Source organism: Larkinella sp. (genome assembly GCF_965227735.1).
Lineage (GTDB): Bacteria > Bacteroidota > Bacteroidia > Cytophagales > Spirosomataceae > Larkinella.
The window spans coordinates 5,455,725-5,481,615 of record NZ_OZ245776.1; the positions used below are offsets into that span (position 1 = coordinate 5,455,725).

21 protein-coding genes are annotated in these 25,891 nt (G+C 53.1%); 16 read left to right on the forward strand and 5 right to left on the reverse strand.

All coding sequences use genetic code 11. The features are described 5' to 3' along the window. Positions 1-48: 48 nt before the first annotated feature. From ACO064_RS21330 to ACO064_RS21345, 4 genes are read left to right on the forward strand one after another with little or no spacing between them, the layout of a single operon-like run. Complete coding sequence (locus tag ACO064_RS21330; RefSeq protein ID WP_421829248.1) at positions 49-1,155, forward strand: sialidase family protein; 1,107 nt, start codon at positions 49-51, stop codon at positions 1,153-1,155. Between the two features lie 7 nt (positions 1,156-1,162). Beyond that, positions 1,163-2,404, forward strand: a complete 1,242-nt coding sequence (locus ACO064_RS21335; protein WP_421829249.1) for a sialidase family protein — start codon at positions 1,163-1,165, stop codon at positions 2,402-2,404. A gap of 1 nt (position 2,405) precedes the next feature. Then, positions 2,406-3,500, forward strand: coding sequence for a phosphotransferase family protein (locus ACO064_RS21340; protein WP_421829250.1), 1,095 nt, complete (start codon positions 2,406-2,408; stop codon positions 3,498-3,500). Continuing rightward, positions 3,497-4,240 carry an HpcH/HpaI aldolase family protein gene (locus tag ACO064_RS21345; protein WP_421829251.1) on the forward strand — a complete coding sequence of 248 codons (744 nt, stop codon included), beginning with the start codon at positions 3,497-3,499 and terminating at the stop codon, positions 4,238-4,240. Before ACO064_RS21340 ends, ACO064_RS21345 begins: the two co-directional genes overlap by 4 nt. A 48-nt stretch (positions 4,241-4,288) precedes the next feature. Here the strand turns inward: ACO064_RS21345 and ACO064_RS21350 are convergent, their stop codons facing one another. After that, on the reverse strand, positions 4,289-5,122 hold the full coding sequence (locus ACO064_RS21350) for a 5'-methylthioadenosine/adenosylhomocysteine nucleosidase (RefSeq protein ID WP_421829252.1): 834 nt from the start codon (positions 5,120-5,122) through the stop codon (positions 4,289-4,291). Between the two features lie 107 nt (positions 5,123-5,229). Here ACO064_RS21350 and ACO064_RS21355 point away from each other — a divergent pair, with 107 nt between their 5' ends. Then, entirely contained in the window at positions 5,230-5,616 is a 387-nt protein-coding gene (locus ACO064_RS21355) for a RidA family protein (protein ID WP_421829253.1), read from the forward strand. 3 nt (positions 5,617-5,619) lie between these two features. On the opposite strand, the gene ACO064_RS21360 is transcribed toward ACO064_RS21355, so the two are convergent. Together ACO064_RS21360 and ACO064_RS21365 are read right to left on the reverse strand one after the other, a co-directional pair. Beyond that, on the reverse strand, positions 5,620-6,936 hold the full coding sequence (locus ACO064_RS21360) for an NCS2 family permease (RefSeq protein ID WP_421829254.1): 1,317 nt from the start codon (positions 6,934-6,936) through the stop codon (positions 5,620-5,622). A 224-nt stretch (positions 6,937-7,160) separates the two neighbouring features. Further along, a complete protein-coding gene (locus tag ACO064_RS21365; protein ID WP_421829255.1) occupies positions 7,161-7,523 on the reverse strand; it encodes a hypothetical protein in 363 nt (120 codons plus the stop codon). A 266-nt stretch (positions 7,524-7,789) separates the two neighbouring features. Between ACO064_RS21365 and ACO064_RS21370 the strand changes: the two genes are divergently transcribed. The 5 genes from ACO064_RS21370 to ACO064_RS21390 all read left to right on the forward strand — a co-directional run bounded on the left by ACO064_RS21370 (position 7,790) and on the right by ACO064_RS21390 (position 11,433). Beyond that, a complete protein-coding gene (locus ACO064_RS21370) occupies positions 7,790-8,998 on the forward strand; it encodes a sensor histidine kinase (protein ID WP_421829256.1) in 1,209 nt (402 codons plus the stop codon). A 119-nt stretch (positions 8,999-9,117) separates the two neighbouring features. After that, a complete protein-coding gene (locus tag ACO064_RS21375) occupies positions 9,118-9,864 on the forward strand; it encodes a LytR/AlgR family response regulator transcription factor (protein WP_421829257.1) in 747 nt (248 codons plus the stop codon). A 24-nt stretch (positions 9,865-9,888) separates the two neighbouring features. Further along, positions 9,889-10,194 carry a hypothetical protein gene (locus ACO064_RS21380; protein WP_421829258.1) on the forward strand — a complete coding sequence of 102 codons (306 nt, stop codon included), beginning with the start codon at positions 9,889-9,891 and terminating at the stop codon, positions 10,192-10,194. A 138-nt stretch (positions 10,195-10,332) separates the two neighbouring features. After that, positions 10,333-10,902 (forward strand): Uma2 family endonuclease, encoded by a 570-nt coding sequence (locus ACO064_RS21385; protein ID WP_421829259.1) that lies wholly within the window; start codon positions 10,333-10,335, stop codon positions 10,900-10,902. An 84-nt stretch (positions 10,903-10,986) separates the two neighbouring features. Continuing rightward, a complete protein-coding gene (locus tag ACO064_RS21390; protein ID WP_421829260.1) occupies positions 10,987-11,433 on the forward strand; it encodes a PepSY-like domain-containing protein in 447 nt (148 codons plus the stop codon). On the opposite strand, the gene ACO064_RS21395 is transcribed toward ACO064_RS21390, so the two are convergent. Continuing rightward, entirely contained in the window at positions 11,434-13,647 is a 2,214-nt protein-coding gene (locus ACO064_RS21395; protein ID WP_421829261.1) for a S9 family peptidase, read from the reverse strand. 222 nt (positions 13,648-13,869) lie between these two features. On the opposite strand from ACO064_RS21395, the gene ACO064_RS21400 reads away from it, so the two are divergent. The 6 genes from ACO064_RS21400 to ACO064_RS21425 all read left to right on the forward strand — a co-directional run bounded on the left by ACO064_RS21400 (position 13,870) and on the right by ACO064_RS21425 (position 24,136). Continuing rightward, entirely contained in the window at positions 13,870-14,472 is a 603-nt protein-coding gene (locus ACO064_RS21400; protein ID WP_421829262.1) for an RNA polymerase sigma factor, read from the forward strand. A gap of 71 nt (positions 14,473-14,543) precedes the next feature. Beyond that, the gene (locus ACO064_RS21405) at positions 14,544-15,611 is read left to right on the forward strand and encodes a FecR family protein (RefSeq protein WP_421829263.1); all 1,068 of its coding nucleotides are present in this window, start codon (positions 14,544-14,546) and stop codon (positions 15,609-15,611) included. A gap of 171 nt (positions 15,612-15,782) precedes the next feature. Beyond that, positions 15,783-19,130: a TonB-dependent receptor gene (locus ACO064_RS21410; RefSeq protein ID WP_421829264.1), complete on the forward strand. Its 3,348-nt coding sequence runs from the start codon at positions 15,783-15,785 to the stop codon at positions 19,128-19,130. 16 nt (positions 19,131-19,146) lie between these two features. Continuing rightward, positions 19,147-20,790 (forward strand): RagB/SusD family nutrient uptake outer membrane protein, encoded by a 1,644-nt coding sequence (locus ACO064_RS21415; RefSeq protein WP_421829265.1) that lies wholly within the window; start codon positions 19,147-19,149, stop codon positions 20,788-20,790. 206 nt (positions 20,791-20,996) lie between these two features. Next, positions 20,997-22,478, forward strand: coding sequence for a sulfatase (locus ACO064_RS21420; RefSeq protein ID WP_421829266.1), 1,482 nt, complete (start codon positions 20,997-20,999; stop codon positions 22,476-22,478). Between the two features lie 62 nt (positions 22,479-22,540). Continuing rightward, positions 22,541-24,136: an arylsulfatase gene (locus tag ACO064_RS21425; protein WP_421829267.1), complete on the forward strand. Its 1,596-nt coding sequence runs from the start codon at positions 22,541-22,543 to the stop codon at positions 24,134-24,136. A gap of 8 nt (positions 24,137-24,144) precedes the next feature. Here ACO064_RS21425 and ACO064_RS21430 read toward each other — a convergent pair whose 3' ends face one another. Continuing rightward, positions 24,145-25,797, reverse strand: a complete 1,653-nt coding sequence (locus ACO064_RS21430; RefSeq protein ID WP_421829268.1) for an amidase — start codon at positions 25,795-25,797, stop codon at positions 24,145-24,147. Positions 25,798-25,891: the final 94 nt, after the last annotated feature.

Consider the following 25,891-nt stretch of genomic DNA (forward strand, 5'->3'; position numbering starts at 1 on the left):
AAAATACATTCGTCTCATATCCGACGGTTCCTTGTCCTGTTGCTCCTTTTGGGCTCCGTTTTTCAACTGAAAGCCCAGTATAGCGAGGTAAAACTCAACGGCCTGGTATTTGCCTATCCGCCGGTTTTGATCAATGATTTTAAGAAAAATGGCGATGGCTGGTCGCGAGAGCCGGTTTTGCGACGGATGCCCGACGGCTCGCTTCTCTGTCTGCATTACACGGGTGGCCCCTGGGAACCTGACAATGGCAATTTTGTGGTTGCCACCCGCAGCACCGACGAAGGAAAAACCTGGTCGTCGCCGGAACCGTTTCTGAAACACCCAACCCGGGCGGTTTGGTCGCCGGAACTGTTTGTGTCCGATAAAACCGTGTTCGTGCCCATCAATACCTTCGACGCGCCGACCTGGTATAACAACCTGAAAACCTTTACGACCGTCAGCACCGACGCCGGAAAAACCTGGACGGAGCCGGTGAGTTTGCCGGGTTTTGCCAGCAGTTTTACGCTGCGACGCGGCTTTGTGATGTCCAATGGCGAATGGTTTTTCTCCGCTTTTTGCCAGGAACAGGCCGATGGTTTTACCCAGAAATTCAGCCGTCAGAAGCTGATTGAGGGCAAAAACTGGCCGTTCTGCGTTTCGGCGCTGGTGTGTAAACCGGGTTGGAAAGACATCGAAATGCACGGCTATCACAAGCGCGAAGATCTGGGCATGCTCTGGGAACCCAACACGGTTGAAGTGGCACCCGGACATCTGGTGATGCTGATGCGGGCTTCCGGAACCGGCGTTTTGTACCGAACCGAAAGCCGGGATTTTGGTCGTACGTGGGCGAAAGTTGCGCCGAGCGACATTCCCAATGGAAATTCAAAAATTACCTTGTTGAAGGTCGGGCAGGACGTTTTGCTGATCGGAAATCAATGTAAAGATCGCAGCGAAGTGTCGCTTTGGGTTTCCAAAGACGGATGCAAAACGTGGACGAAAAAAATCCGGCTGGCAACCATTGAAAATACCACCACGATGGAGAAAATTGAACACAATCCGGCCATGATCTGCTACCCTGACGGTTTTGCTGACGATGCCCGGAAAGTGCTTTATCTCGCGATGGAAGACGGTATTCGTCACTATTTCATGAAAATACCGTATGCGGATTTTAGGTAACAATGGTATGAATCACCTTCTCAGAATACAGTTGTATTGTCTGACAACCTGCTTGTCGATAGCGGTTTTAACGGTTCCGGCGCAGCCGAAAAAACCGGTCGATCCGGCTTTGGTGCCACCGGTTGTCAATACCGCTCCGTCGGCGGAATATGATCCGGATCGGCTTGATTTTAACATGACCATCGGCCTTGAGCGAACGCCGAAAGGACGGCTTTGGGCCTGTTGGGTGGGCGGGGGCGACAACGAAGAAGCATTTTTTGCGCTGACCACCAGCGACGACAACGGCAAAACCTGGTCGAAACCGCGCGTTGTGATCGACCCACACGATGCGTCGCTGGGTGAAAGCCGCCGGGCCATTGTCGGAACCTTGTGGACCGATCCGCGCGGTCGGCTGTGGCTTTTCTTCGACCAGTCGATGACGTTTTTCGACGGCCGCGCCGGTAACTGGTACACCATGTGCGACAACCCGGACAGTGACAAACCTACCTGGTCGAAACCGCAACGAATCTGGCACGGCTGCTCCCTGAATAAACCCACCGTCCTGGCCAACGGCGACTGGCTGCTGGTGATTTCGCTCTGGAACCGGGAGAAAATCGTCGCGATGGACCCGGCTTCTCCGTATCGGGAAGCGCACCACGAACTGGATTCGCTCCGGATGGCTAATGTCTTCGTTTCCAGCGATCAAGGTCGCACCTGGAAGCGTCGGGGCGGAGTACGTTTTCCGCAGCCAGACTACGACGAATCGCACATCATCGAACGGCGCGACGGCACGCTTTGGCTGACCACCCGCACGGGCAAAGGACTTTGGGAAAGCTACTCGAACGACAAGGGGAAAACCTGGTCGGAACCGCAGAAGTCGGTGATTGAAAACACCAACGCCCGTCATTTTATCCGCCGTTTGCAGTCGGGTCGTCTGCTGCTGGTCAAGCACGCCAAGGTGGATGGCAAAATCGCCCGGTCGCACCTGACGGCGTACCTTTCAGACGACGACGGGCAGACCTGGCAGGGCGGTTTGTTGCTGGATGAACGGAATATGGTAACGTATCCCGATGGTGTTCAGGCATCCGACGGTACGATTTATATTTCCTACGACCGGGGCCGGAAACGCAGTACGGGTGGGGAAATTCTGCTGGCCCGGTTTAGGGAAGAAGATGTTCTGAAAGGCGGTTTTGTAACACCGAATGCCACAGCCAGACAGGTGATTAGCCAATCGCTGGAAGCCAAAGCAGAGGCTAAGAAAGAGAACTAGGATGGCGAATCGGCAACAGATTTATTACTGGAAATGCGACCGTCCTTCTGCCTTTTACAGTCTGACAAATCCGCATCCTGTCATGCCCGATCGGGGCGTAGAAGAGGCATTGCGAACGGTTTTACAGACCCATTTTAGGGATTCTTCCTTTGCATTGCAACCGGCGGGTGGTCAGGGCAATCACCTGACGTATTTGGCGACGCATCGCGGAGAGACGTATTTTCTGCGGCTGGAAAATGGGCCGGAGAAAGACGATTACATGGAAGTGGAAGCCGCCATTCTGGATCAGGTTCGCCAAACCGGGGTGCCGACGCCCCCGGTTTTTGCCGTCGATGCGTCGCGGTCGAAGGTTCCCTTTGCCTACCAGATTCTGGCGTTCATCGATGCGCCGGATTTGAATGCGTTACACAAAAAAGGGAAGTTAAACGAACATGCTATTGCGCATGAAATTGGAGCCAATCTGGCGCGCTGGCAGCAAATTTCACCTGAAAATTTCGGCCCTTTTGATCCGGCGCTGCTTCGAAAAACCGGTCGGCTAATCGGTTTACACGAAACGTACCGCGCTTACTTCCGGCTGAATTGGGAACGGCATCTGGATTTTCTGACGAATGCCCGGTTTCTGACCGACGAAGAAAGCCTTGACGTACAGGATCTTGTCGACAAAAACGATGCTTTGCTGGCGTTGAAAACCGGTTATCTGGTTCATAAAGATCTCGCGTTGTGGAACATGCTGGGAACGCCGGACGAACTAAAAGCCGTCATCGACTGGGACGACACCATCTCGGGCGACCCCACGGACGACCTGGCTTTGCTGGCCTGTTTTCATTCCGGCGACTTCATGAAGGCGGTTTTGACGGGTTATCAGACGATCCGGGAATTGCCGGAACAATTTCTGCCGCGTTTCTGGCTGCATTTGCTCCGCAACATGATTGTCAAAGCCGTCATTCGGGTGGGAGCGGGGTACTTCGACCGGCAGGACGATTTTTTCCTGATCGGAGCCGGATCGTCGGGACAATCCCTGAAAAGCTTCACCAAAGCGCGGATTCGAACGGCGATGCTGGGTTTGCAAGGCCATAAAGCGATCGCTGATTTATGAATTCCTTCGAAAAGAAAAATACTCGTCGACTGGGTTTGGGGACCTGGTTATCAACGGGTTCGCCGGTTATTGCCGAGCTGGCCGGGGCGTGTTCGCTCGACTGGCTGCTGTTCGATCTGGAGCACGGCTGTCTGACGGAAAGCGGGTTGCTGGCGAATTTGCAGGCCGTCCGAAATCCGGAGGTTACGCTCATGGTCCGGGTGGGCAGCCTCGACCCGACGCTGATCGCCCGGGCGCTGGACTGGGGTGCGTCGGGGATAATGCTGCCCCACGTTTCGACTCCGGCGCAGGCTTCCGCTTGCGTGGCCGCCATGCGTTATCCGCCCCACGGAACCCGCGGGTATTCCGGTTCGGTGCGGGCGTATGCCTACGGACTGCGTGCGTCCAAAGCCATTCAGGAACTGCCCGCGCCGGTTTTCATGGCTCAACTGGAAGATTATGAAGGTATTATGAATGCCGAAGCGATTGCTCAAGTTGAAGGGGTCGATGTGCTTTTTGTGGGACCAGCGGATCTGAAACTGGATTTAGCCGTGCGTTGCCCATCAAAACCGTCCCTAACATTTACCGACGCCCTGGCGCGGGTGAGTCAGGCGGCTAAAAAGAACGGGAAGCAGGCTGGCATTCTGGTGCGAAATCCGGCCGATGTACCGGAACTGCGAAAAACCGGTTTTTCCTGTTTGGCCATTGGCTCGGATCTGGGAATTTTGCGAGACGGTTTCCAGGCCATTCTTCGCTTGTAATTTCATCCCCGCGAATTCCGGCTATTCGTTTTTTTACCCCTAACCAATCTACAACTTTCCTACAATCGTCATCACCAGATTGGCCGAATTTCGGGCGGCAATCTTGAAAAACGTGAGCATATCCTGCCGGGCGTTGGAGTTGGCTTTGTCGCTCAAACTCCGGATTACCAGACAGGGAACCTGTTGCTGGTAGCAAACCTGCGCCACGGCGGCTCCCTCCATTTCGGTGGCGTCAGCCTTGAATTCCAACCACAAACTGGCGACTTTTTCGTCGGACGAAACGAAGACATCGCCCGTTACCACCGTGCCTACCACAACTGACGGTGGGCGCGAGGTAGAGGGAATGCTCTCAAACGGAACGGTTTTCGCGGCTTCCTGTGCCGCCAGCATCATGAGTGAATCGGCGGGAAAATACGTTGGGTTCAGGTCTTTCGTGATGGCGTTGCGGGTTTGATTCGTTTTCTGCTGTTGAAACGTGATGTAGCCGTAATCGTGGTGGGCGGTTTGCCGGGCAATCACGATGTCGCCGGGTTGAAGGTCGGGATTGGTGCCACCCGCGATTCCCGTAAAAAGCACCCGTTCCGGTTTGAAATAGGCCAGTACAAATGCCGTCGTCATGGCAGCATTGACCTTTCCAATTCCGGTTTCGGCGATCACGACTTTGTGGCCATTGATCCGGCCGGTCATAAAGTGAATTCCGTTGAGCGTCCGGCTTTTTGGTTTCCTGAGGGATTTTTGGACCAGCTTCACCTCTTCGTCGAAAGCGCCGAGCAAGGCCGTAATCGGACGGGGTTTATACCGTTGGGCCTGAATAGGCGAAGGGCCACCGACAAGCCCGATTACGAACAATCCCAAAATCAAAAATTTGTTTAAACGAATCATTTTGTATAGTTTATGCTGCATACATTTCGGTGTTAAACAACTAAAATACGATGAAAAAATTTGCCATTTCTATTCTTGTGATGCTTTTAACCGTTGTTTTTAATGGAGTGAATGCACAATCCAGCCAGAATGCAATTGAAAAACAGAAATTTCATTTCGGGAAGTCAGGTGAAGACGGAGCGGGCTATGCGCAGGCCGTCCGGGTCGGCAAAACCATTTACATTTCGGGAACCGTTGGCGGGGGCGAAGCGGCTTCTGCACTGACAAACGTGTACAATGGTCTTCAGAAAACACTGGCTTTTTACGGGGCTACTTTTCAGAACGTGGTGAAAGAGAATTTATACACGACCAACATCGAGGAAATAAAAAAGCACAACGACGTTCGGAAGAAGTTTTATAACAACGATTTTCCGGCGGCAACCTGGGTGCAGATTCAGCGGCTGTACGAAGAAACGGCGCTGGTGGAAGTGGAGTTGGTGGCCGTGCTTCCCTGAATATCAGTGTCCAGAAAAGAGTGCCAGAATGCAGAATAAATCGACAAGCAATAAACCGACCGGCACCTCTTTCGATTGGCCAATGGCCAGTTTCACGACCGTCCACGTCAGAAACCCCCAGATGATGCCCTGCGTAATCGAGTAGCTGAACGGAATCAGCACCAGCGCCAGAAACGCCGGTAAGGCATCGTCCAGCCGACCCCAGTTGATTTTGGTAACCGGTTTCATCATGAAAGCACCGACCAGCACCAGCGCCGGGGCAGTGGCAATGGCCGGAATGACCGACAGCAAGGGCGACAGAAACAGGAACGGCAGAAACAGGCAACCCGCCACGATGGCCGTCAGGCCCGTACGCCCGCCCTGCGCAATGCCCACCGCCGACTCGATGTAAGCTGTTCCGGGGCTGGTGCCGAGCAAACCCGCCATTGTCGTGGCCACGGCATCGACCGTCAGTGAGCGGTTGAGGTTGCGCGGGTTGCCGTCGTCGTCGTACAGGTCGGCAGCTTCGGCCACGCCCACGAAAGTGGACAGGCTGTCGAACAAATCCGTAAAAACGAAGGCAAAGATTACCGGCCAGAGCGACCATTGCAGGGAGTTGACCAGATCCAGTTTGCCGATCAGACTGAAATCCGGGGCGGCAAAAATGCCCTGAAAATTGACGAGTGTTTTTTGCCCGAAATTGACCGCCGACGCATCGCCCCACCACCGGCCAACGGGCAGCGCGGCCAGGGTCGTGAGCAGAATACCGATGATGATGGCACCCGGAACCTGCCGGATGACCAGAATGCTGGTGATGAAAAGTCCGAAAATAAACGTCACAATAATCGGGTCTTTCAGGCTGGCGATGCTGACCAGCGTAGCCGGATTGGCTACAATAAATTTCGCATTTTCAAAGCCAATCAGGGTGATAAACAGGCCAATACCGGCCGAAACCGAATACCGCAGCGGCCTGGGTATGATCCTGACAATGGCCGAACGGACGTTGAAAAGCGATAGGATCAGAAACAGAACGCCCGCCCAAAAAACCGCCCCCAGCGCCACTTCGGGCCGGATGCCCATGCCTTTGACGGCCGTAAAGGTGAAAAACGCGTTCAGCCCCATACCGGGCGCCACCACCATCGGATTCCGGGCATAGAGACCCATCATCAGACTACACCCGAACGACAGCAAAACCGTTGCCGTCAGAACCCCGCTGAACGGCAGACCAGCCTGACTGAGAATGGCCGGATTGACCACGATGATGTACATGGTTGCCAGGAACGTGGAAACGCCCGCCAGAATTTCGGTGCGGGTTGCGGGAACGGAGAGGCCGGTTTGCATGAAGGACAAATGGATCGAAGTCCGAAAATACGGATTACGAACACCAATGCAACTTCCAGTCTGGCAATTCGGTGATTATTTCGCACAAAAAAGCCCCCGGCCCGGAGCAAACTGCCCATGCCGGGGGACTCGAACCAATTTAACCAAATTAAAGGAGAGTGACGATTGATCATCGACCATTGACCATCGACGATTGACAATGGTCAATGGTCGGTGGTCAATCCTCAATTTCTAATCTCCGTTGCAAACCATTGCTGATCGGCGGGCATGGCCGCGCCACCCGGTTGTTGCGAAACGGCCCATTGTTGCAAAGCCTGTTCCAGTACGGCATTCAGACTCTCCCGGGTTTTGGCCTGTTTGAGATTGAGTCGTTTTTTCGCCAGCGTCTCTTTGTAAACGAGCTGGTTGTCATCGTTGTAGAAAAAAACGACGCAGTTCTGCTTCGGTTGGGATTCCACGACCCAGAAGCCCTGGCGGGGTGAAGTTGACTGACGGATTTGCCGTCCCTGACCAAAGCTAAAAGCCGACAAAGACAGGAATAAGGCCGTGGCGAATAGCGCCAGACGGTAATGTGGATTGATTTTCATGGTGGTAGCGCCGAAGCGGTTCGTTCGTAGTTGTTGTTTTAGTCAGAATGGACGCTTCAAAAGTAAACATGGGAAAAACCGCCTGCCTGCATTTTCGCCCAATGCGCCGGTTCCCGGCTGATACGGCAAGGGACTGGCGACGAGTGTAGTTAGGGCGCTGAAAAGAGCCATTTGGCGACGATTCGCTACCGTTCGTCTACAATTCGCGCAATTCGTGGCAGGAAAGGTGTCGTTTATCTATATTCGGTCGGTAATCGGGTACTTGTATGCAACTCTCTAACACCAACTTCATCTTTTCCAATCAGCCGCGTTACCGCCTGGCCCGGCACGGGCTTTTCTGGGGCGTCGTTCAGCTCTACTTTACGGTTTTGTATGGTGTTTTTCCGATCTCCTATTTTCTGCATCGCGGTTACGGAAAACCCGAAGCGTTCTTTCTGGGCTTTTTTTCCTCCGGGGTCAGTTCGCTGGTGTTTATGCCGGCCCATATGGTGCTGTCGTACGGTATTATTTACGTTTTATTCCCCCGCTATCTGGACAAAGGGCCCTATTGGAAAATGGTGGTTGGCGTTATTCTTTTTTCATTTCTGAGTGCGTCGGCATCGGCCCTTCTTTCGACCTCGGTTGTTGCGCCCTTGCATGCGTGGCTGGGTACGTCGCGGGCTCGCGGGGGGGGCTTAACCTATTTGTTGATGGCGGGATTACGGGGCGGCATTACGGTGGGCGGTTTTGCGGCTGCCATTAAACTCGTCAAAATCTGGTATTTGAAAGAGCAGGCCTATCGGCAGATAGAAAAGGAAAAGTTTAACGCGGAGTTACAGTTGTTGAAGTCCCAGATTCATCCGCATTTTCTGTTCAATACCCTCAACAACCTGTATGCCTTGACGTTACGAAAATCGGAGCAATCGCCGGCGGTGGTGCTGAAACTGTCGCAATTACTGAGTTATATGCTCTACGACTGCAATGCGTCGGAGGTGCCGTTGGAAAAAGAGATTGCATTCATAAGGAATTACATCGGACTGGAGCAGTTGCGGTATGGCTCGCGACTGGACGTTTCGATGAATTTCCACGGCGATTTGAAGGGAATACAAATGGCGCCCCTGTTGCTGATTCCGTTTCTGGAAAATGCCTTCAAACACGGAACCAGTGAACAACTGGAGCAGGCCTGGATTTTTCTGGACCTGTCCGTCGATGATCATGTGCTGACGTTCAAGCTGGTCAACAGCCGCGATGCCGATACGGCGGCTTCAACGGAGGGTGGGGTAACATCTGTTGAAGCCACCTCCGTTGAAGCCACCGTTGGGGGAATCGGATTGCAAAACGTCCGGAAGCGGCTGGAATTGCTGTATCCGGGTCGATATGAATTGAAAATTCAGCCGGAAGAAGAAACGTTTCTGGTTGATTTGACCCTGCGGTTACCCCGGGAATTGGCGGTTTTGAAACCGAATAAGATGCCGGTAGCTGAAATGCCGGTGTAAAATAGAAATTAGCCCCTAAATCCCCTAAAGGGGACTTTAAAATCCGGGTTATGCGGTGTCCAAGTCCCCTTTAGGGGATTTAGGGGCTTAAAAAATAACAACAACAAATACACATCCCTATGAACGTACGTTGTCTGCTGATTGATGACGAACCACACGCTGTGGAGATTATCGAATCGTACATCGAACTGGTCGATGGGCTTGAGATTGTCGGCAAGTGCCACAATGCCGTTCAGGCATTCAGCCTGCTCCAGTCGATGCCGGTCGATCTGCTATTTTTAGACATTAAAATGCCCAAACTTTCCGGCACCGATTTTCTGCGGAGTTTGCGGAATCCTCCCAAAGTGATTTTCACGACGGCGTATCGCGAATACGCACTGGACGGTTTTGATCTGGATGTGGTCGATTACCTGCTCAAACCCATTCCGTTCGAGCGGTTTTTGCGGGCGGTTTCCAAAGTCATGCGGCTCGAACCCCAGAATGTGGCGAACGGTATTTCGGAGCCCGATCAGCCACCCGTTGAAAAGGAACTGGTGCCGTCGGAGCGTGATGCGTTTCTCTATTTTCGGGCCGACCGCAAAATGGTGAAGGTCTATACCAAAGACATTCTCTACGTCGAAAGCCTGAAAGATTACATCAAAATCATCACGGCCAATGCCAAACCGCTGGTGGTGAAACAGGCCATTAGTTCGGTGGAAGCCATGCTGCCGGGCCGGGATTTTCTGCGGATACACCGGTCGTTCATTGTGGCCATCGACAAGATTTCGGCCTGGTCGCCCAGCCACATCGAGGTCGCCGGGCAGGAACTTCCGATTGGGCGGCTGCACCAGAAGGATGTCGGCCGGGCGTTGAAAATGGAAGTGTAGTTTTCTCCTAAACAGCTTACGGACATGTTTACCGAACGAAATGTGTTTTACCTCAAATTTGGATCCAGCCGGGCCGCTATCCAACTCTGGAAAGAGTATCTGAGTTCTGCTCACGAAGTTGACAACCAGATCCGTGCCCGGCTGCTGACGGATCTGAGCGGTTCTGGCTATGTTTTGGTGCTGGAGCTGACGTATCCGACTTATGCCGAACTGGAACCGTCGCGTTGCCGGTTAACGCAACTCCCATCCTGGAAAGAGTTTTACCAGAAATTTATTCCATTGTGTGAACGCTCGGAGCGAACCTTATACAAGATGGAGGCTGCGTATTGAGGCATCTTTGCCGGAAAAACCGTATTTTGCATCAAACGAAAAAGGTATGCAGACGCTTGAGAAGAAAGAAGTTTCTGGAAAGTCCCGTAAACCGTAGGGTGTCAAATCGCCGGTAAAGACGTCAAACAAAAAGTAGCCATGGAATCGCTGGTGTATGAGGTGCTGGATGGGCGACCGCTGTATTACCGCGGTTATGAAGACGTTTTGGCAGGGGAAAAAACACTCGAAGAAATTAGGGGTTCGAGTACATTGCAGTGGATACTCGTTTCTTTGTTTATGGAAATCATGATTCGATTTCTGGACGAGAAAAAATATTGGTTTGCATCAGATCCTGGTGTTCAACTTGATCACCGGAATAATTTGTCCCACGATGTGGCGATTTACGAACGCAGTCTTTTAACACCCGATAAAATTAACACCCACTATGCTGATATACCCGCTAGAGTGGCCGTTGAAATTGATGTAAAAGCCGATCTATCAAAGATTGAAGACTTCAATTACGTCAATAAAAAGACCCGAAAACTCCTCGATTTTGGTACGGACAAGGTAATCTGGATTTTTACGGACACGCAGCAAGTGATGATTGCCGAACAAACCGCCGATGCCTGGCTGACCATGAGTTGGCACCGGGATCTGGAATTGCTCGACGGTCAGACGTTTAACATTGGCCGGTATTTGGAAGAGGAAGGGATTAAGGTGGAAAACTGATTTTAAAAAAAGAAGCCAACCGTAGGGGTACGCTTGCGTTGAGGGGTCATGGTTTCGATTTGAACATAACCTCAACTAAAACGTATGAAAACAGTACGCTTCGTTCTCTCGGGTTTATTGATGTGGGGCCTTACGGCTTGTGACCAGGAAAAAAATGTGACCCCCGAAGCCTTGCCGCAAAACGCCAGGAATTTTATCAGCACGCATTTCCCGCAGGAAACCATCCTGCAAGTGGTGAAAGAGCGTGACGGTTTGACCACCGGTTTCGATGTCATCCTGAGCAACGGTTTTGATCTGGACTTTACCAAATCCGGCGAGTGCACGCAGGTAGACGGGAAAGACCAGGCGATTCCGGATGCGGTGATCAATCCGGAAAAAATCCGCACCTACGTGCAAACGAATTTCTCCCAACAAACCATTGTCAGTTGGGAGAAAAACGAAAACGACCGCGACCGTTACAGTGTTGAGTTGTCGAATGGGCTGGATCTGAATTTTGATAAAAACGGCGATTTCCTGCGCATTGACGACTGATTAGTTGACAGCCCCATTTTTCAAATGCTTCTCCAGATACTCCGTATACTGCTGATACAGAAGCAGTGTACTGGTGCTGTTGTAGGCCACGCCGTGCGCACCCGGAGGATAAATGCGCAGGTCGGCGTCTTTCCCGGCGTCTTCCAGCGCATTCATCAACTGCATGGTGTTCCGGACGTGGACGTTTTCATCCATCGTCGAATGCGCGATGAACATCTTGCCCTGGAGGTTTTTGGCGTTCGGCGAAACCGCACTTTTCTGGTACTGCGCGTCGTTTTCGGGCAGCAGACCCATGTAGCGTTCGGTGTAAATGCTGTCGTAGAGCCGCCAGTCGGTGACGGGGGCACCCACGAGCGCGACTTTGAAAATACCGGGGTGAGCCAGCATCGTGTAGCTGCTCATATACCCGCCGTAACTATGTCCCCGGATGGCCATGCGCCCGCCATCGATCCACGGCAGCGTGCCCAGGTACTTGGCGGTTTCAACAAAATCCCGGCTTTCATACTGGCCGAGTTTTTCGTAGACTACTTTTTCAAAATCAGAACCGTAACCGCCACTGCCCCGGTTGTTCACGCTCACAATGACGTAACCCTGTTGCGCCAGAAACTGGTGCCAGCCGGACGTATTGAACTCGTTATAAACCGATTGCGCACCCGGTCCGCCGTAAATATCCACCACCACCGGATACTTTTTGGTGGCGTCGAAGTCGAGCGGTTTCAGGATCGAGATGTCGATTTTCTGTCCGTCGGAGGTCGTGAAGCTGGTCAGTTCCTTCGTCGCATAGGCGTAGTTGCTAATGAATTTCGTCACGCTGGCGTTGGTTTCCAGCGGTTTGACAAGCTTGCCTTTGGTGTCCCAGAGTTCCACGCGGGTGGGGGTGGTGGTGTTCGAAAACCGGTCGATGTAATACTGGCTGTTGGGCGCAAAATCGATCTTGTGCCGACCCGCCAACTGAGTCAGTTTTCGCTTGTTTTTTCCGTCGAAATCAACCGCATACAGTTGCCGGTCCAGCGGGGATTGTTCGGTCGAGGTGTAGTAAATCGTTTTGTTTTTGGCGTCGATGTTGTGCACAAAAACCACCTCCCAATTGCCTTTTGTGACCTGGTTCAGCAGTTTTCCGGTGTAGTCGTAGCGGTATAGATGCGCCCAACCGTCCCGCTCCGAAACCCAGAAAAACTCCTGCGAATTGGCCGGGAAATAGAAATAGTGCATGATACCGGCGAAGAAATCGAACACGTCGACCCAGGTTTTCGACATTTCTTCCATAATCTGCTTCGCGTCGCCGGTGCGGGCGTTGGTCAAAAACAGTTTCAGGTGGTTTTGCTTGCGGTTCAGGTGCACCACCGCCAGTTGGCCTTCCTGCGACGTCCAGTAAATGCGGGGAATATAGCCATCGCCCAAATCGACTTTCATCCACTGCTGTTTCGTATTGGACAGTTCGACGACGCCGATTCGGGCGGTCGGATTTTTGTCGCCCACACGCGGGTAGGGGAGTTTCGTGAAATTTTCGTCAAAGCCCTTGTAATCCGTCATGGCGTAAATCGGCACTTCGCGCTCGTCAATCTGCCAGTAGGCGATGAACTTGCTGTCGGGCGACCATTCCCAGGCCTGCGCCAGACCAAACTCTTCTTCATAAGCCCAGCCAAACCGGCCGTTGTAGAGCGATGGCGCGGCATCGTTGGTGAACTGCGTTTCTTTCTGCGTGGCAAAGTCGAATACGAACAGATTGCCGTCCCGCTCGTAGCCAATCTTCAACCCATCCGGCGAGAGTTCTGCGGTTTGGGCGTCTTTCGCAACCCGCTTCAGGCTTTTGTCGGCGACGCTATACACATAATAATCCGAAATGCCCGAGCGACGCCAGACGGGCCGGAAGTTGGTTTGAAACAACAGATTTTTGGAGTCTTTCGACCATTGAAATGATTCGTAGGTAAACGGCTGACCGGTTTCGGGAAACTTGAGCGCACTGCCGTCAAAAACCACCTCTTCGCGCTGGTCTTTGGGCGAAAACGATTTGATCACGCCCTGGTCGATAAACGAAAAACGGGTGCCACCATCGATCCAATTAACGCTCGAAGGGCCTTGTGAACCAGCGAGTTGTCCGGACGCGGCCAGGGCCTGTTGCAGATTTTGAAACCGTTGCTTTTGTTGGGAAAAAGCAGGGAACTGAATGAAAAGAACGAAAAGAAACTGGAACGAAAATAAGGTACGGAACATAAGGCCAGTCAGTGTGAAGTGTGTTCAAAAGTAGTGAAAAAATGAATTCGTTGGCGTACCCGTATGCCGACCAATTTCTAGCGTACGATAGACACATTTTAAGAAGTAATTGTACCTTTGGGTTGCCGGTTGGCGATCTGACCAGGCAGGACGGGAAAGCAAACCGGCTGATTTTGGGATCAAAACCGTTGGGTTAGCGCAACTTTTTACTTCAACACGTTGATGTCTTTTTCGGAAACTACGGACGATAAGACCTTGTGGCAGGCCTTCAAACGGGGTGACGAAACCGCCTTTGGCGTGCTCTACCAGCGGTATGTCCGGGTGTTGTTCAGTTACGGCAAAAAGCTGTCCCGCGACGAACAGGCGGTGGAAGATGCGGTTCAGGATCTGTTTGTGGATTTGTGGCAAAGCCGTAGCCGCCTGAGTGACGTCGAATCGGCCCGGTTTTATTTGTTTCGCTCCCTGCGCCGGAAAATTCATAAGGCTCTCCGACCCGATCAGCTTGCCTCCGAAAGCTGGGAAATGACCGATGAGTGGCGGCTTCCGACCAGCCCGGCGCAGGAAACAGAAGTGATCAATGCCGAAAGACTGCGAACGCAAACCGCTGATTTGCAGGTCAAACTGAAAAAACTGCCGCTTCGACAATACGAAGTTCTGATGCTCTACTATTACCAGGATTTCAGTTATGCCCAAATCGCGGACATTCTGGCGATCAACGAACAATCCGTCCGGAATTTGCTGCAACGCGGGCTTCATAAACTCCGCCAGTTTGCCATTCTCTCCAGCACTATTCTGCTGTTTATACTTTTTTTTCTTTGCAAGTGAGTTAAACTGCGGCTCCCTTTTCTCTTTCTTTTTAAAGGCATAATCTAATTACGTAGCCAAAAAGTGATAGGATGGAGTACGCGGATTTTGATTTGGAGGACTTCTTAAAGGATGCGTCTTTCAGACAATGGGTGTATGCGCCGACGCCGGAAACCGATGCTTTCTGGCGGCAGTTTCTGGATCGGTATCCTGAAAAACAGCCGGTTGTCGACCATGCCCGGACGGTTTTGCTTGCAATCGATGAGGCTGTTATTCAGGAATATCCAGATGAAGAACAGGTTGAGCGGATGTTCACGAACGTCCGCGAACGCATTCAACCTGCCCCCGTGCGTCGACTCCCGGTCCCGTGGCGCTGGCTGGCGGCTGCCTCCATTCTACTTAGTCTGGGACTTTGGGTTTACCAGAAAAACCGCCTTCCGACGCAGTATGAGCAATTAATCGATCAATCGTCTACGGCTTTGCTGGAAAAAGTCAACCAGTCGGAGCAACCAATGACGGTTCGTCTGCCCGACCAGAGTACGGTTTTGTTGCAACCGAATAGCCGGATCAGTTTTGCCCAAGATTTTGGTCGGCAATCCAAGCGGGAAGTGTATTTGACTGGCGAAGCCTTCTTTCAGGTGACCAAAAATCCGGCAAAACCGTTTTTTGTGTACGCCGATGAACTGGTCACCAAAGTGCTGGGCACCAGTTTTTGGATCAAAGCCGCCGAAGCGGGCAAGCAGGTGGTGGTGCAGGTGAAAACCGGCAAAGTCTCGGTTTTTGCCCGAACCGACAGCCGCGCCAATGCAATGCAGGCCAATCGCGAACTGGAAGGCGTGGTGTTGACCCCCAACCAGCAACTGGCTTTCTCCCGCGACGAGGTTCGGATGAAGAAATCGCTGGTCAGTGAGCCAGAACCCGTTCATCCACAGACTTTTGAGTTTAAAGATGCGCCTGTCTCCCGGATCTTTTCGGAACTGGAGCAGGCCTACGGGATCGACATTGTGTATGATGAAGAACTGCTGGGAAATTGTCTGTTAACGGCCTCTTTAGCCGAAGAACCCCTTTTTGAAAAGCTGACACTCCTGTGCAAAGGCATTGAAGGACATTACGAAGTCGTTGATGCCCAGATTGTTATTTCGGCAAAAGGGTGTCAATAAAGGAAGCGGTTTGGCGCTTAAAACCGGGGTTACTTATAAATTGTATATTTAGTCTAGTGATTTAATTTACTAATTTCGTTCTGATTACTTAAAAATGAAATACTTTCGCCCTTCGAAAGCGGCAGAGGAATCAAATGCCCCTTACCCTAATACACCTAATAAACTGAATACATGAAGAAAAATCTCCCTACCCTGATCTCCTGGCGAATGGCCCTGAAGCTGAGTTTTCTGCAACTGCTCTTTTCGGGACTGGTAACCAGCATCGCTCTGGCGACCGGCATTCGGGCGCAGGCAATTTTGAACACCAAGGTGACCATTCAGATGCAGAATCAGGACGTGAAAACGGTTCTGGCACTGATCGAAGAGCAGACCAAGGTGAAGTTTCTCTACAGCACAAGCCTGATTCAGGCCGACCGAAAAATCTCCCTGAACGTGCAGCGTGAAAAGTTGGGGACGGTTTTGGAAGACATGCTGAAACCGTTGAATCTGGGTTATGAGGTTTCCGGTAAACAGATCATTCTGAACCGCTTGCCCAGTGTAAATCCAGCGGTTAAACCCAATTCGTCACCGGAAGCCTCCCTGCTGACGCAGCCGGTTGAAGAGGTAATTTCGGGAACGGTTTCGGACGAAAAAGGCGGAGGACTGCCCGGCGTTTCCATTGTGATCAAAGGCACCCAGCGCGGCACGACAACCGACGGCAATGGCCAGTTTCGCATCAATGTGCCGGATAAATCGGTGACGCTCGTGTTCAGCTTTGTCGGTTTTCTGACGCAGGAAATCCCCGTTGGTTCCAAAACCACGCTAAATGTTGTTCTGAAAACGGACGAAAAAACCTTGAGCGAGATCGTGGTAGTGGGCTACGGGACGCAGAAAAAACGGGACTTGACCGGCGCGATTTCCTCCATTTCCAGCAAGGACATTTCCGAAACCCCGGCAGCCAACTTTCTGTCGAACGCCCAGGGTCGGCTCGCCGGGGTCGACATCGTCCGGGCCAACGGCGCACCCGGTTCCAACCCCACCATCCGGATTCGCGGAAACCGGTCGATCAACGCCAGCAACAACCCGTTGTATGTCATCGACGGGATTCCGACGGATGTGAATATCAACGACTTCAATCCGAACGACATCGAGTCGATGGAGGTGCTGAAAGATGCCAGCGCCGTGGCGATTTATGGGTCGCGGGGCGCCAACGGCGTCATTCTGATCACGACCAAACGCGGAAAACAAGGGAAAGCCGTGTTGAGCTACGATGGGTACTACGGGATCAAAAAGGCGAAAAAAGACCTGAATCTGATGAACGGGAACGAGTTTGCCCGATATGCCCGGATTTCGCGGGGACTCGCTCCCGACAATGCCAGCCAGGATGTGGCTTTGATGAGCAGCCTGGAAATCGACAACCTGAGCAAAGGCATTTCGACTGATTGGCTGGATCTGATTTTGCGCGACGGCGTTCAGCAAAGCCACCAGCTTTCGGCCAGCGGAGGATCTGAGAATACGACGTATTATCTGTCCGGTTCGTTTTTCGACGAAAAAGGCGTACTACAAAAAAGCGATTACCGCCGGTATTCGTTCCGGGCCAACATCGACACCAAATTGACCGAGCGGCTGAAGATCGGCGTGAGCGCGACGGTGTCGACCGACCTGCAAAACGTGATGTCGAACGCGCCCTACAACAACGCCCTGCTTTTCTCGCCTTTGATCGAGCCTTACAATGCCGACGGTGCTTTTGTGGCCTATCCGAACCCGCGCGAAGGCAATACGACCAGTCCGTTGCTCGAATTTCAGCCGAATCAGTACGTCGATGAAACGAAAAAATACCGGGTTTTTGCCACGCTTTTCGGGGAATACCAACTCGCCGAAGGACTCACGTACCGCCTGAACTACGGCCCGGATTTCAGCACCTATCGCCGGGGAAATTACTCCGGAACGCTGGCGGGCGGCACCAGCCGGGCCACCGTCGAAAACCAGCAAAACTTTGCTTACACACTGGAGAACCTCCTGAGTTACAACAAAAAATTCGGGCCGCATTCGCTGAATGTGGTGGGGCTGTTCAGTACGCAGAAAAACCGCTTTGAATCTTCGAGTGCCAGCGGTCAGAATATTCCGATTGAAACCTCCTCGTTCTACAACCTGGGGAGTTCAGGAACCGTCACCGGCATTACCAGCGCGCTGACCCAGTGGGGGTTGCTGTCGTATATGGGCCGGGTCAACTACGGTTTTAAAGACCGGTATCTGCTCACCCTGACCGGACGCGCCGACGGTTCGTCACGCTTGTCGAAGGGCAACAACTGGGCCTTTTTTCCGTCGGTATCGGCGGGCTGGGTGATTTCGGATGAAGCCTTTCTGACGGGCAATACGGTATTGTCTTTCCTGAAACTGCGCGTGGGCTATGGCGAAGTGGGCAACACTTCCATTGCCCCTTACCAGACGCTCGGTGGACTGAGCCGCTCCATCTATGCCTTTGGCTCGGAACCGGGTTACGGGTATGGCCTGAGCATCATTCCGAATCCCGATCTGAAATGGGAAATATCCAAGACACTCAATATAGGGGTTGATTTCAGTTTTCTGCGCGACCGGATTTCGGGTTCGCTGGAACGTTATGATACCAAAACCAGCGATTTGCTCCTGAGTCGGCTGATTCCGATCTCGTCTGGCTATGCGTCGGTTTTGCAAAACATCGGTGCCACCCGCAACCGGGGCTGGGAGTTGACTTTGAATGGGAACGTCGTCAATAGTCCTTCCGGTTTTAAGTGGGATGCCAGCCTGAATCTGTTCTCGAACAAGGAGCAGATTGTCGATCTGTTCAATGGCCGGGATGATGTCGGGAATCAGTGGTTTATCGGACAACCCATTTCGGTTTTCTACAATTTCAAGCAACTCGGCATCTGGCAAACCAGTGAAGCCGCTCAGGCAGCCGCCGAAGCCAAACAACGCCCCGGTGACATCAAGATTGCGGATGTCAATGGCCGGGATGCCAATGGAAATTTGACCAATCAGCCCGATGGCGTCATCAATGCCGATGACCGGACGATTTTGGGTTCGGTGGTGCCAAAATGGAGTGGCGGGATTACCAACCGGTTTAGCTTCAAGGGGATCGACTTTTCGTTCCTCGTCTATGCCCGTCAGGGGCAAATGCTGCGGAGCGATTTTCACAATCTGGGCGGCAATCAGTGGCAGGGACGGTATAACAGCCTGAACTTCGATTACTGGACGCCCGACAATCCGACCAATAAAATTCCGATGCCGTATGCCGCATCGGCTCCCTTGTATGCCGATGCGGTTCGTTTTTTCGACGGCTCGTTTGTCAAAATCCGCAACATCACGCTGGGGTATTCGCTGCCGAAAAGCCTGCTGGCCAAAGCGCACATTTCGAGCTTGCGGCTGTATGCCACTGCCGACAATGCCTTCATCTTTTCGCCCTACAAACTGGTCGATCCCGAGACGTCGACCGGCATTGTGGGCGGCAGCACCCCGATGACCTCGGCTACTTATGTATTCGGCATGAATCTTAAATTCTAAGCGACCCGTACAAGTCATGAAAAATAGCAATACCATTCTCAGCCTGACCCTTTTGCTGGTCGGCCTTTTCTCCTGCCAGAGCGTTCTGGAAGAAACCCCCGTTGGTCTCGCCACCGCCGATAGCTATTATTCGACACCCAGCGGTCTGGAAGACGGCCTGAAAGCGGTTTATACACCATTGCGCCGGTTTTACGGTCGCGAAGAAGCCTTCTTCCTGACCGTCACCGGAACCGACATGTTCACCAACGGTTTTGGCGGGGTTACCAATTATCCCGATATCAACAATTATTCCGCCAACTTTCTGGGTTCCAATGCGTTCGTAACGGCGGTTTGGGATAATTTTTACGTCGGAATCAACCAGGCCAACGCCGTTATCAATCGCGCTCCGGGCGTGGCGGGGGTGACGGAAGCCAATCGGGCGCGTATCATCGGGGAGGCCCGTTTTCTGCGGGCGTTGTATTATTTTCATCTGGTTCAGCAGTTTGGCGATGTCCATTTTTCGCTGGAAGAAACCATCGGCGTGCAGACTACGGCGAAAAAAACGCCCGCGAAGACAATTTACGAACAGGGCATCGTGCCGGATTTGCAATATGCCATTGAACACCTGCCTGCCAAAGCTGCTCTGTACGGACGAATTACCAAACCGGCTTCGGAAGCGCTTCTGGCCCGCGTTCAACTGACGCTGGGAAACTGGGCCGAGGCCGAGCGGCTGGCGAGTCAGGTGACAAAATCGTATGACTTTCAGATGATTAAGCCGTACGGCAGCCTTTGGGATATTGCTAATGATGCCAATGCGGAGGTGGTCTGGTCGGTGCAATACACGGCTGATCCCTTGACGAACGGGGCCGGTAATGAAAGCCATTTGTTCTTTTTATTCGATTATACCCAGAATCCGACCATCATCCGGGACCTGCCCAATGGCCGGGCGTATCAGCGGTTTATGCCGACTAACTACCTGATCAAGCTGTTTGATCCGTCGAAAGACAGCCGCTGGGAAGGCTCATTCAAAACCGTCTGGTTTGCCAACAACCGGGGTACGATTAACGGAAAAACCGTGATGCCGGGCGATACGGCCATTAAAATTGTCCCGTATTCGGTGCCGGATGCTGCTCAGACCACGGCTCCTTACTGGTACATCGACTTCAAGGATACGTGGGTGGGCGCGTCGACCATCACCAACAACGAGATTGGCGGGGGGCAGCGCCGACGGTTTCCGGTGATCAAAAAGTACATCGATCCGCTGCGGACGAGCATCAATGCCACCGACGGTCGCCGGGATTTTATCGTGATTCGACTCGCCGAGATGTACCTGATTGCCGGGGAAGCGGCCTGGCGTCAGAACAAACTGACCGAAGCGGCTGCTTATTTCAACGTGGTGAGAACCCGGGCGGCTCTGGCTGGCAAAGAAAAGGACATGCAGATCACGGCCAGCGACCTCAGCCTGGATTTTGTGCTGGACGAACGGGCGCGCGAGCTGGCGGGTGAAATGCACCGCTGGTATGATCTGAAACGCACCGGACAACTGCTGGCGCGGGTCAAAAAATACAACCTCGATGCGGCTCCCAACATCAAGGAAATGCACCTGGTTCGGCCCATTCCGCAAACCCAGATAGACCGGGTGACCAATCCGGGGGAGTTTACCCAGAATCCGGGTTATTGAAGAAAGATAACCGGGGTTTAAGGTTATTAGCCCACGGTTTTAACCGTGGGGCCAAAAAAATGACCCGGTAATTTAATGGAAACCGTTTAACGGTTTTGGGGGCCTAAATAAACCGTTAAAACGGTTCCAATGGATTCGATTGTTTTGCCTTCACGCCCCACGGTTAAAACCGTGGGCTGTAAAAACGGGTGTAATTTGTATACAGGATGAAATGGATTTTGGTTTGCTCGATTGCCATTGGCGCGTTGGTCGTGCTGGCTTTTACCCGAAACGGAGAACGCCAGCCGCAGCGTCCGAATGTGCTTTTTATCTGCATCGACGACCTGCGTCCTGACCTGAAATGCTACGGCAATCCGGTGATCCATTCCCCGAATCTGGATCGGCTGGCGCAGCAATCGGTGCTTTTTACACGGCAGTACGTCACGCAGCCGACCTGCGGGGCGTCGCGCTACAGCCTGCTCACCGGGCGGCTGCCGCGTAATCCGGTGGACATTACGAACGAAGCCCTCGAAAAACAGGTGTCCGGCAAACCCCGGACGGACGAGCCGGAAACGTTTATCGATCAGTTGCGCCGGACTGGCTACTACACCGTCGGGATGGGTAAGATCAGTCACTCGCCCGATGGCTACGTGTATGGCTACAACGACCCGAAAAGCAGTCAGTTGGAATTACCACATAGCTGGGACGAAATGCGGTTTGATCCGGGAAAATGGAAGACGGGCTGGAATGCGTTTTTTGGCTACGCCGACGGTTCGAACCGGCAGGGCCAGAAATCGAAAGTCAAGCCGTATGAAGCCGCAAACGTAGCCGACGAAGACTATCCCGACGGATTGACGGCCAATCTGGCTGTATCGAAACTAAAGGAACTGGCGGGCAAGAAACAACCATTTTTTCTGGGCATCGGCTTTTTTAAACCGCATCTGCCGTTCAACGCGCCCCAAAAATACTGGGACCTGTATGACGAAGCGAAAATTCCGCTGACGCCATCACCTACGGTTCCCGAGCATGTTAATCCGGCCAGTTTGCACGAGAGCGCCGAGTTCAATCAGTATGCGCTGGGCGACGAACAGGCTTCGCTGGAAAAACCGGTTTCGGATGCCTACGCCCGCAAATTGCGTCATGCCTATTACGCCAGTGTGAGTTACACGGATGCGCAGGTGGGCAAGGTTCTGGAGACCCTGAAGCAGTTGGGTATGGCTGAAAATACGATTGTGGTGGTCTGGAGTGATCACGGCTGGCACCTGGGCGATTACCGGGTTTGGGGCAAACACACGATTTTCGAGCAAGCCGTCCGCAGTGTGCTGATCGTCAAAACGCCCGGCATGAAAACCGGCATGGTTCGGAACGAAATCCTGAGTTCGATTGATCTATACCCCACCCTGATGGAGTTATGCGGGATAAATGCACCGGCCACGCTCGACGGAAAAAGCTTCAGCAGTCTCCTGAAAAAAGGAAAACCAGCGGACTGGGGTGAGCATGTCGCCTACAGTTATTTCAAGAAGGGTATCACCGTCCGCACCGATCGATACCGTCTTACCCGGTATTTCCGGGCGCAGGAACCCACCGTGGAATTGTATGATCACCGCACCGATCCGAACGAAAACCGCAATGTGGCCGAGACCCACCCGGACGTTGTGAAACAGCTTATGCCGATTTGGGAAAAAGGCAATACGGGCGTGTTTAAATGAAACCAGCCGGGGCCTGAAACCGGTACGAAATTTTTAAAGATAAACGCTAACGACCTGAAAAAATGACACTTAAACTTCTGATCGCTTTTCTGGCTTTGACGTTCGCTTTTTGCCCTGCCCTGCAACCGCCGGAGAAAAAACCGAACATTATCCTGATTCTGGCCGACGACATGGGCTATTCCGACATTGGTTGCTTCGGCTCCGAAATCCAGACGCCCAACCTGAACGAGATGGCGAAAAACGGCCTTCGGATGCCGCAGTTCTACAACGCGTCGCGCTGCTGCCCAACCCGCGCGTCGTTGCTGACGGGCTTATTCCAGCATCAGGCGGGCGTGGGCGACATGGTCAATACCAGACAGCAACCCGCCTACCAGGGCTACCTCAACCAGCATTGTGTCACGATTGCGGAAGCTCTAAAACCGGCGGGGTATAAAACCTACATGGCCGGAAAATGGCACGTTGGCACCAAACCGGAAGGCTGGCCTGTGAAACGCGGTTTCGACCGGTATTTCGGCTTGATCGACGGCGCGAGCAGTTATTTTGGCAAGGACCCCTACCGCCCCAACCAGAAGCTCACCATTGCGCTGGACGACCAGGAATACACGCCGGAGAAAGGCTATTACGCGACCAATGCCTTCGCCGATCATGCCGTTGAGTTCATTGGTCAGACTCCCAAAGACCAGCCATTTTTTCTGTACATGGCCTTTACGGCTCCCCACTGGCCCTTACACGCCCTGCCCGAAGACATTGCCAAATACCGGGGTGCTTATCAGAAAGGGTGGGACAAACTGCGGGAAGAGCGGTTTCAGCGCATGAAGGCAATGGGAATTCTGGCGAAAAACAGTTCGCTTTCACCCCGCGATGCGTCCATTCCGGCCTGGGATTCACTGAGTGAGGCCGAGAAAAAAGATTGGGAAGACAAGATGGCGGTTTACGCGGCCATGATCGACCGCATGGACCAGAACATTGGCCGAATCCGGCAGAAACTGAAAGAAATGGGTCAGGATCAGAACACGGTGATTCTGTTTTTGTCGGACAACGGAGCTAGCCACGAAAACATCGGAACCGGCAATTTTCTGCCGACCATCTACGAAAGCAGCAAGAAACCGTCGAGCGATCCAACGTCCTTTACGGCATACGGAAAGCGAGGAGCTAACCTGAGCAATACGCCCTTTCGGCAGTACAAACACTGGGAATATGAAGGCGGAACGGCCACGCCCTTTGTGGCTTACGGTCCTTCGATTGTGAAACCGGGCAAGATCGACCAGCGCCCCGCCCACATCGTTGACGTCATGACGACCTGCCTGGATCTGGCGGGAGCCACGTACCCAAAAACGCACAAAGGCAACACCATCACCCCGGCGGAGGGCGTGAGTCTGGTGCCGGTTTTTCGGGGAACTACCTGGAAAGGCCACGACGCGCTCTATTTCGAACATGAAGGCAACCGGGCCGTTCGGCAGGGCGACTGGAAACTGGTGTCGGAATTTCCATCCAATCAATGGGAACTCTACAACCTGAAAACCGACCGGACCGAGCTACAGGATTTGAGCGCGAAAGAGCCGCAACGCGTGAAAGCGATGGCGACACTGTATGACGTCTGGGCCAAACGCGCCGGTGTCATTCCGTTCGCGGAACTCACGAGGGCCAAAGGCGAGTAACTACGGGTTCAAAGAACCGGGTGTTTTTTGTGAAACGCCGTCGCGTCCTGATAGGCCTTGGCTACTGCCAGCAAACGCCCTTCATCGAACAATTGCCCCATAAAGGTGATGCTGGTGGGCAAGCCCTTCGCAGTGAATCCGTTGGGAAGAGCCACGCACGGATGACCGGTCAGGTTGGTCAGGGTCAGGTTGGCGTTGCCGTAGGTCGGCGTGATGTAGACGTCAAAACCCTTCATGGTTTGCGCCATTTCGTTGATGAGTTTGGTCCGAATGCGGTTGGCCTGAATGTATTCGACCGCCGGAATAAACCGGGCGGAACGGAAGGAGTTCGGCCAGGCGTTTTTGACCTGACGTACCAACTGATCATCCTTGCCCGAACGCGTTAGTTCGTCAAACGAAGCAGCGGCTTCGGCACTCAGGATGTGCGACATTTTTCCCACCGGAATGTCCGGTAATTCAAACGCCACCAGTTCCGCACCGAGTTTCCGGAGTGTTTCCAGTGTGGCCTGATCATTGGCTTTGGTGGGGTAATCAGCATCGAAGGCTTTTTTCAGGTAGCCGATCTTGAGGCCTTTCAACGAAGCCAGCGGAGCATACCGGAATGGAGCCGCGATCACCGTCGGATCGTGTCCATCGGGGCCGTAGATCGCGTTGAAAACCAGCGCGCAATCTTCCACAGAGCGGCACATCGGCCCGATTTTGTCCATCGACCAGCTTAAAGCCATCGCGCCGTAGCGACTGACGCGCCCGTAGGTGGGACGAAGGCCGGTTACGCCGTTGACGTTCGACGGCGACACAATGGAACCGAGCGTCTCGGTGCCAATCGCAAAGGGCAACAATCCCGCCGAAACGCTGGAACCCGAACCGGCGGAGGAACCGCTGGAGCCGGTGGTCGGGTCCCACGGATTGCGGGTTTTTCCGCCAAACCAGACGTCGCCCATCGCCAGCTCGCCCATCGTCAGTTTGGCGCACAAAACCGCCCCGGCTTTTTCCAGCCGCTGAATGATCGTAGCGTCATAATCCAGCGTCTGATTTTGGTACGGAACAGAACCCCAGGTGGTTTTGTAGCCTTTTTTGGCGAATAAATCTTTGGCTCCGTAGGGAATGCCGTGCAGCGGTCCCCGGTATTTTCCGCCCTTGATTTCTGCATCGGCCTGCCGGGCCTGTTTCAGCGCCAGTTCGTCGGTAAACGTAACGACGCAGAAGAGTTTGGCGTTGTGGGTTTTCAGCCGGTCGAGGAAAAATTGGGTTAGTTTTTCGGAAGTGATCTGCCGGGTTCTGAGCAATTCGCCCAGTTGAGCGACGGAATAATAGGCAAGATCGTCGCGGTTAGCAGGTAAAGCGGTTTTACCAACCGGGCTGGCCTTGAACGATGCGGCACCCTGCGGGAGCTTAAAACCGTCGGGTAACGGGTTGAAATACAGGGCCGGAGCCACGTCGTTACTCACGTCAATTTTCCGTAAGGCTTCGTAATTGCTGCGGTAATTGGTGAGGTTTCCCAGCATGGAATCCCGCTCGGTTTGGGTGAAGGTCAGGCCGAACACCCGGGACGCGGCATCGACCAGCTCGGCCGTGAGCGGTTTGGCCGGATCGTCGTCGGTGACGAAAGCCCCCGCCAGAAAGCTGAATGCGCAGGCGGCAAGAAAGTAGCGTTTTTTCATAATTATGTACCCACCAGTGTAATCTCGTACAGCCAAATTACAAAATAGCTTCGAGGAAATACGGACTAATTGATGTAAACAAAATAACCGCTGA

What these genes read in the sequence shown, in the direction of transcription:
- ACO064_RS21360 (WP_421829254.1), bottom strand. Translation starts at nt 6,936, where the DNA reads ATGCAAACCGGCCTCTCCGTTCCCGCAACCCGCACCGAAATTCTGGCG.
- ACO064_RS21390 (WP_421829260.1), top strand. Translation starts at nt 10,987, where the DNA reads ATGAAAACAGTACGCTTCGTTCTCTCGGGTTTATTGATGTGGGGCCTT.
- ACO064_RS21380 (WP_421829258.1), top strand. Translation starts at nt 9,889, where the DNA reads ATGTTTACCGAACGAAATGTGTTTTACCTCAAATTTGGATCCAGCCGG.
- ACO064_RS21370 (WP_421829256.1), top strand. Translation starts at nt 7,790, where the DNA reads ATGCAACTCTCTAACACCAACTTCATCTTTTCCAATCAGCCGCGTTAC.
- ACO064_RS21350 (WP_421829252.1), bottom strand. Translation starts at nt 5,122, where the DNA reads ATGATTCGTTTAAACAAATTTTTGATTTTGGGATTGTTCGTAATCGGG.
- ACO064_RS21400 (WP_421829262.1), top strand. Translation starts at nt 13,870, where the DNA reads ATGTCTTTTTCGGAAACTACGGACGATAAGACCTTGTGGCAGGCCTTC.
- ACO064_RS21410 (WP_421829264.1), top strand. Translation starts at nt 15,783, where the DNA reads ATGAAGAAAAATCTCCCTACCCTGATCTCCTGGCGAATGGCCCTGAAG.
- ACO064_RS21415 (WP_421829265.1), top strand. Translation starts at nt 19,147, where the DNA reads ATGAAAAATAGCAATACCATTCTCAGCCTGACCCTTTTGCTGGTCGGC.
- ACO064_RS21425 (WP_421829267.1), top strand. Translation starts at nt 22,541, where the DNA reads ATGACACTTAAACTTCTGATCGCTTTTCTGGCTTTGACGTTCGCTTTT.
- ACO064_RS21365 (WP_421829255.1), bottom strand. Translation starts at nt 7,523, where the DNA reads ATGAAAATCAATCCACATTACCGTCTGGCGCTATTCGCCACGGCCTTA.
- ACO064_RS21345 (WP_421829251.1), top strand. Translation starts at nt 3,497, where the DNA reads ATGAATTCCTTCGAAAAGAAAAATACTCGTCGACTGGGTTTGGGGACC.
- ACO064_RS21420 (WP_421829266.1), top strand. Translation starts at nt 20,997, where the DNA reads ATGAAATGGATTTTGGTTTGCTCGATTGCCATTGGCGCGTTGGTCGTG.
- ACO064_RS21375 (WP_421829257.1), top strand. Translation starts at nt 9,118, where the DNA reads ATGAACGTACGTTGTCTGCTGATTGATGACGAACCACACGCTGTGGAG.
- ACO064_RS21395 (WP_421829261.1), bottom strand. Translation starts at nt 13,647, where the DNA reads ATGTTCCGTACCTTATTTTCGTTCCAGTTTCTTTTCGTTCTTTTCATT.
- ACO064_RS21405 (WP_421829263.1), top strand. Translation starts at nt 14,544, where the DNA reads ATGGAGTACGCGGATTTTGATTTGGAGGACTTCTTAAAGGATGCGTCT.
- ACO064_RS21340 (WP_421829250.1), top strand. Translation starts at nt 2,406, where the DNA reads ATGGCGAATCGGCAACAGATTTATTACTGGAAATGCGACCGTCCTTCT.
- ACO064_RS21335 (WP_421829249.1), top strand. Translation starts at nt 1,163, where the DNA reads ATGAATCACCTTCTCAGAATACAGTTGTATTGTCTGACAACCTGCTTG.
- ACO064_RS21385 (WP_421829259.1), top strand. Translation starts at nt 10,333, where the DNA reads ATGGAATCGCTGGTGTATGAGGTGCTGGATGGGCGACCGCTGTATTAC.
- ACO064_RS21430 (WP_421829268.1), bottom strand. Translation starts at nt 25,797, where the DNA reads ATGAAAAAACGCTACTTTCTTGCCGCCTGCGCATTCAGCTTTCTGGCG.